This is a genomic window from Flavonifractor sp. An91 (assembly GCF_002159225.1).
GTDB classification, from domain to species: domain Bacteria; phylum Bacillota; class Clostridia; order Oscillospirales; family Oscillospiraceae; genus Flavonifractor; species Flavonifractor avicola.
The window spans coordinates 1-6424 of the sequence record NZ_NFHA01000064.1 but is presented as its reverse complement, the minus strand read 5'-3'; the positions used below and the strand labels follow the sequence as shown (position 1 = coordinate 6424).

The 6424-nt window shown below is 51.0% G+C and carries 6 protein-coding genes and 1 pseudogene; 4 read left to right on the top strand and 3 right to left on the bottom strand.

Annotation, left to right across the window (positions count from 1 at the left end; translation table 11 throughout):
- Window positions 1-86, top strand: a pseudogene (locus B5G42_RS18035) (IS5/IS1182 family transposase); the annotation flags it as partial.
- Between the two features lie 98 nt (window positions 87-184).
- Entirely contained in the window at window positions 185-1387 is a 1203-nt protein-coding gene (locus B5G42_RS17070) for a hypothetical protein (RefSeq protein ID WP_140399883.1), read from the top strand.
- A 447-nt stretch (window positions 1388-1834) separates the two neighbouring features.
- Here the strand turns inward: B5G42_RS17070 and B5G42_RS17065 are convergent, their stop codons facing one another.
- Window positions 1835-2404, bottom strand: coding sequence for an SOS response-associated peptidase (locus B5G42_RS17065; RefSeq protein ID WP_087272985.1), 570 nt, complete (start codon window positions 2402-2404; stop codon window positions 1835-1837).
- Between the two features lie 153 nt (window positions 2405-2557).
- Between B5G42_RS17065 and dinB the strand changes: the two genes are divergently transcribed.
- Window positions 2558-3805 carry a DNA polymerase IV gene (dinB, locus tag B5G42_RS17060; RefSeq protein ID WP_087272981.1) on the top strand — a complete coding sequence of 416 codons (1248 nt, stop codon included), beginning with the start codon at window positions 2558-2560 and terminating at the stop codon, window positions 3803-3805.
- 4 nt (window positions 3806-3809) lie between these two features.
- A complete protein-coding gene (locus B5G42_RS17055; protein WP_087272978.1) occupies window positions 3810-4055 on the top strand; it encodes a hypothetical protein in 246 nt (81 codons plus the stop codon).
- 24 nt (window positions 4056-4079) lie between these two features.
- On the opposite strand, the gene B5G42_RS17050 is transcribed toward B5G42_RS17055, so the two are convergent.
- A complete protein-coding gene (locus B5G42_RS17050; RefSeq protein ID WP_087272975.1) occupies window positions 4080-5288 on the bottom strand; it encodes an ATP-binding protein in 1209 nt (402 codons plus the stop codon).
- 169 nt (window positions 5289-5457) lie between these two features.
- Entirely contained in the window at window positions 5458-6366 is a 909-nt protein-coding gene (locus B5G42_RS17045; protein WP_087272972.1) for a class II glutamine amidotransferase, read from the bottom strand.
- Window positions 6367-6424 lie beyond the last annotated feature (58 nt).

Below are 6424 nucleotides of genomic sequence, written 5' to 3'. Positions count from 1 at the left end.
GGAGAGTTGCTACCAGATATGACAAATTGGATGCCTCTTTTCTGGCCTTCGTCTACCTTGCCGCTATTGCTATCTTGTTGTTTTAGAACAAAACTACACATTTTTCAAACAGGGCCTAGAAAGAAGCTCAAAGAAATTCCTATTACCATGTGGCAACAGTATTCTCTCCAATATTCTGGACACATTGACCCAAAAATGCGCTGAATCAATCCGCGTAAAATTGGCGGAATATTTAAAAGATCAAATGTTCGTATATCCGATACGCGATCTTAGGAAAATACTGAAGTCCAAGAAAGCAGAAGAGAGGGCTGCCATCAAGGAGAAAGACAGCAAGGATCCGTCACAAAATATACTACTGTATTTTGACTTTACTCAGATGTTATTTGAATCGACATCGGACGACGATTGTGATGAATCCTCCAAAGACCACGCAGAAGAAAATATCCCATTTCCAGTTCTTTCATACAATATTAGAGATTTTTTTGCTGATTTTGCCGCAACCGAAGAGTTGGATTATAAGACAACAAACACTTTGTTAAACGTATATCCAGATATTCTCTCTGACCTTGATCTATTGGAAGAAAATGTATTTGATGATGATAATACTGGTCATAGTGATACCCCAGAAAAGTTAAACAAAACATTAAAAATTCTCAGACTCGCGCTAAAGAGTATCGCCTTACCAGAGTATTACTATGGTTATAAGCTAGTTGATAAAAAAGCCGACATTTATAGCCAGCAGAAAAAGCTTGTGCGGAAGGCTTCTGATAAATTAATATCTGTAAAATCCGCCTCCGGGAACGATAAGTCTTTACGGTATTTACGTTTTGTTAAAAGAAAAGGGGAGGGGAAAAAGAGTCAGAAACTGAAAAATGAAATAGCCGCGATTTGGGGTATCTTGGACTACTTAAATACAATGGACTTGACCGAAATCGGACTGATTTGCAGCAATGCGGTTACTATAAACCCGGAACAGATCAAAATCCCCTTCTTATTCTCTTTGTGCCGTAAAAAAGTTATGAAACAACTGGAGCGATATCGAAATTCGGAAAAGTATTATGATGCATTTCATCTCGAATTACCCAGAAAGGCTTTGAAAAAAACAAAAACATATATAAAGCCTATCACTGATCAATATGTATATTCTCTGACCGAGGCTAGCGCCATTGAATTCATCAAAAAATGCGTAGTACCGAATGATCTCACTTCAGAGACGATAAAGAAGACTTTGTATTCTATTTATAAGCCTATAATGGATAAAGACCCTGCATATCAATTTTTCACGGAATTTCATTTTCTGTACTTGTGTATTCAGACAAAGAAACGGGCATTACAGTTGATTGCCAATAACGCCATTGCAACTCTGATCACACTGTCTCTTGATTGACCAAAGCGGATGATATTTCTCCAGGGGGGACATTCCTGTTATAAGGGAAACAGGGGTACAAAATGTCCCCCTAGAAAAAGAGCCAACACAGATGGAATCGCCAGTTGCTGAGTAGCTTGTGCGATGCAACGCCATTCCATCTGTGTTGGCAAATTTTTTATATCGTGTGAACAGTGAAAAGGATAAGGGGTGAGCTGCTTTCAGTCTCGCAGAGACGCAGAAGCAAGCCACTCCGTTCCTTTTCACTGTGAGCTGAAAGTAAGGTCGGCCGTTATCCTTTTCACTGTGAACACGAGAATCAGAATATAGTAATTTGGACTGACTCCTTGCACTTTCTGTCCTGAGACGATGTCTGATAGACCATCAGGACCATCCTCCTGCAATATTTCGCCGGAATTAAATGAGTTTCGGGCTGTCAGACTGACGGATGCCATCGATACCTGGGAGCTACCACAAGCTCAACTGTGCCTCAGCGGACGTTACATCCAGTTCCGGAGGAACAGTGTGGAGCAGTAGAGATGCCTCCTGGGGTTCCCGCAACCAGGGGTCCACCTGCTCCCGGCGAAGCACCAGGGGCATCCGATCATGGATAGGGGTCATAGAAGGGTTGGCCTTTGTGGTCAGAATGCAGTACCGATTTTCTCCCTCCCGCTTCTCATATAGACCCGCCATGTAGAGTACCTGTTCTCCCGGAAGACGGAACAGGTGCTTTCTCTTTTCCTGATCCCACTCATAAAATCCGGTGGAGGGGATGACACACCGCCGCATGGTTATGCTCCCCCGGAACAGGGGTTTCTCCTCAGCAGTCTCTGCCCGGGCATTGATGACCCGTGTATTGGGCAGCTGATACCCCCAACGCATCAGCTCCGGTCCTCTACCCAGCAGTACGGGAGCCGACGCTGTGGGCCGAATCTCTCCCGGCTGCCATGTATTGTCCCCGTAACGCCGCTGGATCTCATGGACGATTTGCTGAATTTCTTCGCATTGCTCGGCGGTAAACTGATAGCGGCCGCACATATCCTGCACCTCATTCCCTCAAAACTGATGTTCTACCACAAGGGGTAGTATACCACGAACTGCCGTCCGATCAGAAGGACTTTGCATCCACCACAAATTCCCTCTTGCTATTTAAGAACATTTGTTCTAGTCTATAGACAAGAGGTGATGGATATGGGCCGGCACATTTTGCACGTGGATCAAAACTGTTTTTACGCCTCGGTGGAGATGCAGCGCCATCCGGAACTGCGGGACAAGCCTCTGGCGGTATGCGGAAGCCAGGAGGAGCGGCACGGCATTGTGCTGGCTGCCAACTATATCGCCAAGCCATATGGCGTTAAGACCGGTATGGCAGTCTGGCAGGCCAGGCAGCGCTGCCCCCATCTGGAGATCCTGCCTCCGGATATGGGGGAGTATATCCGCTTCAGCCAGATGGCACGGGAAATTTATGAGGACTACACCGACCAGATCGAGCCCTTCGGCCTGGATGAAAACTGGCTGGACATCACCGGCAGCGTGGGGATGTTCGGCTCTCCCATGACCATTGCCAGAGAGATCAGTAACCGAATGAAGTTCGAGCTGGGCATCACCTGCAGCATTGGAGTGGCGGACAACAAGATCACCGCAAAGCTAGGCAGCGACTATAAAAAGCCGGACGCCATTACCTGCATTGAGCGGGACAACTACCGGGAGATGGTTTACCCCCTGCCGGTGGAGGATCTGCTCTATGTGGGACCGGCTACCAGCAAGAAGCTGCGGGGGCTGGGCATCAGCACTATCGGGCGGCTGGCTCAGGCCCCTCTGGAAACTTTGACCAGAAAGCTGGGGAAGCTGGGGGCGGTACTTCAAACCTTTGCTCTTGGGCTGGATCCCTCTCCCGTCCAGAAAAGCAGCCACATTCCCAACATCAAATCTGTGGGTAACAGCGCCACCACGCCCCGGGACATGACCTGTGACAGCGACGTGGAGCTGATGATCCTACTGCTGGCAGAGAGCGTGGCCTCCCGGATACGGGAACTGGCCAGTCGGTGCACGGTGGTGGAGGTCTATGTCCGGGATGTGGAGCTCAATTCTTTCTGCCGCCAGCGGAAGCTGGAGGTGCCCACCTGCTCCAGCGACGAGATCGCTCGGACAGCCTGCAATCTGTTCCGCGAAAACTACCGCTGGGTACGTCCCCTGCGCAGCATTGGCATCCGGGGTGCCGGGCTGGTGGAAGCCACAGCGGGCACCCAGCTCTCCCTTTACCCGGAGGAGACCCGCCGGGATAAGTGGGAGCGGATCGATGCGGCGGTAGACCGTCTGCGGCAGCGGTATGGCTACCGGAGCATCCAGCGGGCCAGACTGTTTACCGATCCCCTGCTGGGTGCCATCAATCCCAGGGACGATCACACGGTACATCCTGTGGGCTATTTTGGAGGGTGAGCAAATGGAAGAACGGAAAAAGCGCTATGTGCCGGTGATCGTCCGGTTTGAGGCTGACGGCAAGCTGCGCCCTTTGGAGATCCAGTTTGACGAGGCCCACCGCTACCCGGTGGACAAGATTCTGGATGTCCGCCGGGCAGCCTGTCAGAGCGTGGGGGGCGTAGGGGATCGCTATACCTGCCGCATTCAGGGAAAGGAATCCTATCTGTGGTTTGAAAAGGGCCGCTGGTTTGTGGCTGCCAAGCGATAGCACAGGCAGGATTGCGGCCCAAAATTATTCCGTACGGCCTACCAGCCATTCCAGGGCATTGATGCGGCGAATGCCGTCATAATCTGCTTCCGGATCTTCATCCAGGGTCAGAATTCGTTTTGGATAGTGGTCGTTGATCTTCTGGAGAGAGGCCAGTTCTCTTTGCAAAGTCTGCTGGTCCCGCACCGTGGCCGCCACCTGATAATAACGGGTCTCTTTCCCGTCCATGGCCACGAAGTCAACCTCCAGATTGTCTACTTTACCTACATAGACCTCATAACCTCTACGCAGCAGCTCCAGGTAAATCACATTCTCCAGCATATGACCTACATCTGTGGAGCGGCTGCCCAGCAGCATAAACCGCAGACCCATATCCACTACATAATACTTTTCCAGTGTCTTGAGATACTGCTTTCCCTTGATGTTATACCGTTTTGCTTGGTAGACAATGAAGCTCTCCATCAGCGCATCCACGTATTTCTCCACGGTCTTCACGTCGATTTTACGGCCGGAGGAGGTCATGGTGTCCGCAATTTTTTTGGTAGAGAGGGGACTGCCGATGGCGTCAAACAGGAAGCGGGCCACACTTTCCAGCATCATCACATCTGGAATCTTCTTGCGTGATACCAGATCTTTTACCACTACCGTGTTATAAATCCCCTCCAGATAGTCCCGCAGCTCTTTGGGCTGTCCCTGAAGCTCAAGACCATAGGGAAAGGATGTGGTTTCGATATAGGACCGGTACAGTTGGGAGAGGGGCTGGCTGTCATCCATAGCGGAAACATACTCGCCAAAGGAGAGGGGCAGCATTTTTAATTCCACATAGCGCCCTGAGATCATGGTAGCAATTTCGCTGGAGAGCAGGTAGGCATTGGAACCGGTCAGATACAGGTCCAGTTCTTTTCGAAGAAACAGACTGTCTATGACCTCGGGCCAATTTTCCACGTGCTGGATCTCATCCAGAAAAACATAGGTTGTTTTTCCGGGTGTGATCCGCGCTTTGATATAGGCGTGGAGCTGCTCCGGCTGACGAAGGGCACGAAAATCGAAGTCCTCAAAATTGACGGCGACAATCTGCTCCTCTGCCACCCCGCGGGATCGAAGGGCATCCTGATAGATTTCCATCAGGGTAGACTTTCCGCATCTGCGGATTCCGGTGATGATCTTAATGATATGCTTATCCCGAAAGGCCATCAGTTTTTCCAGGTAGTTGTTCCGCTCCAGGCGTTTCATCTTGATCACTTCCTTCTTATTATAATATGTATGGTAGTATTATTATATCCAATAACTTTTTGATATTCAATAGTTTTTGGGTTTATAATACAAAAACTATTAGAATAATTTGGTTTTATGGGTGGGATAAATGCGCCATGCACATTTACCCCACCCATAAGGCTGGATGTCACCGCCACGGAGCCATATCGTACAGCTCCTCCTCGATCTCATCGGTGGAATATCCGGCCTCCAGCAGCTCGTCGATATCCTCCGGCGTATAGCCCAGCGCGGAGGCGATGTTCTTGAGGGTGCGCAGATAGCTCTGGTCCGGCTGATACGAGCGGGCACAGGGGTGCCATGGGCGATAGACAGGATAGGTCATCATGAACTGTCCCGCCGTGGTCAGGCCGTGCTTGTCCCATCTCAGGATCTCCCCGTCTGAGAGCGGCACCTCCCGGAAGGGCTCCCCGGCCAGCCAGGTGCGGTTTACTGCCTGATGCACAATGGCCAGGGTAGAGGCATAGATGTACAGCCCCAGCCGCGGGTAATGCCAGATGGTCAGGGGGTTGTCCCCCTTCACCAGGTACAGCCGGTCCTTATGGTCCAGCACCGTAAACACAAAGGAGCCCTCCACCGTCTCAGCCATCTCGCTCAGGCTGTCCGGTGTGAGGGCTCCCTGTTGTTCCAGCAGCTGTACCGCCACATAGCTGTCTGTTTGAATATTCGTCTGCGGCAGCTTCTTGCTCTTGCGCAGGCTCTTGTCGTTGTACAGCACCCCATTGTGGGCTAAGGCAAAGTGCAGCCTGCCCACCTTTCCCGCAAAGGGATGGTTATTCTGAGGGTATTTCGCATCCCCCTGAGTGGTCATGCGGGTATGGCCCATCACTACTCTGGCGTCCCCCGGTACAAAGAAGCGGTGCTTGCGGGCGGGACCGGGGCCTTTGCAGATCTGGAGCCTGCCGCCGCTGTTGTATGCGATGCCGGCGGCGTCCGTCCCCCGGACCTCGCTCTCCGCCGCCAGTGCCCGGATAAGCTTGGTCTTTTGCTTACCGGTGAGACTTCCGCTGTTGTCCATGATTCCAAAGAGACAGCACATCAGCTTTCCTCCTCGCTTTCCACAGGCTCGTTCACATAGAGCCGCCGTTCTTTCAGGT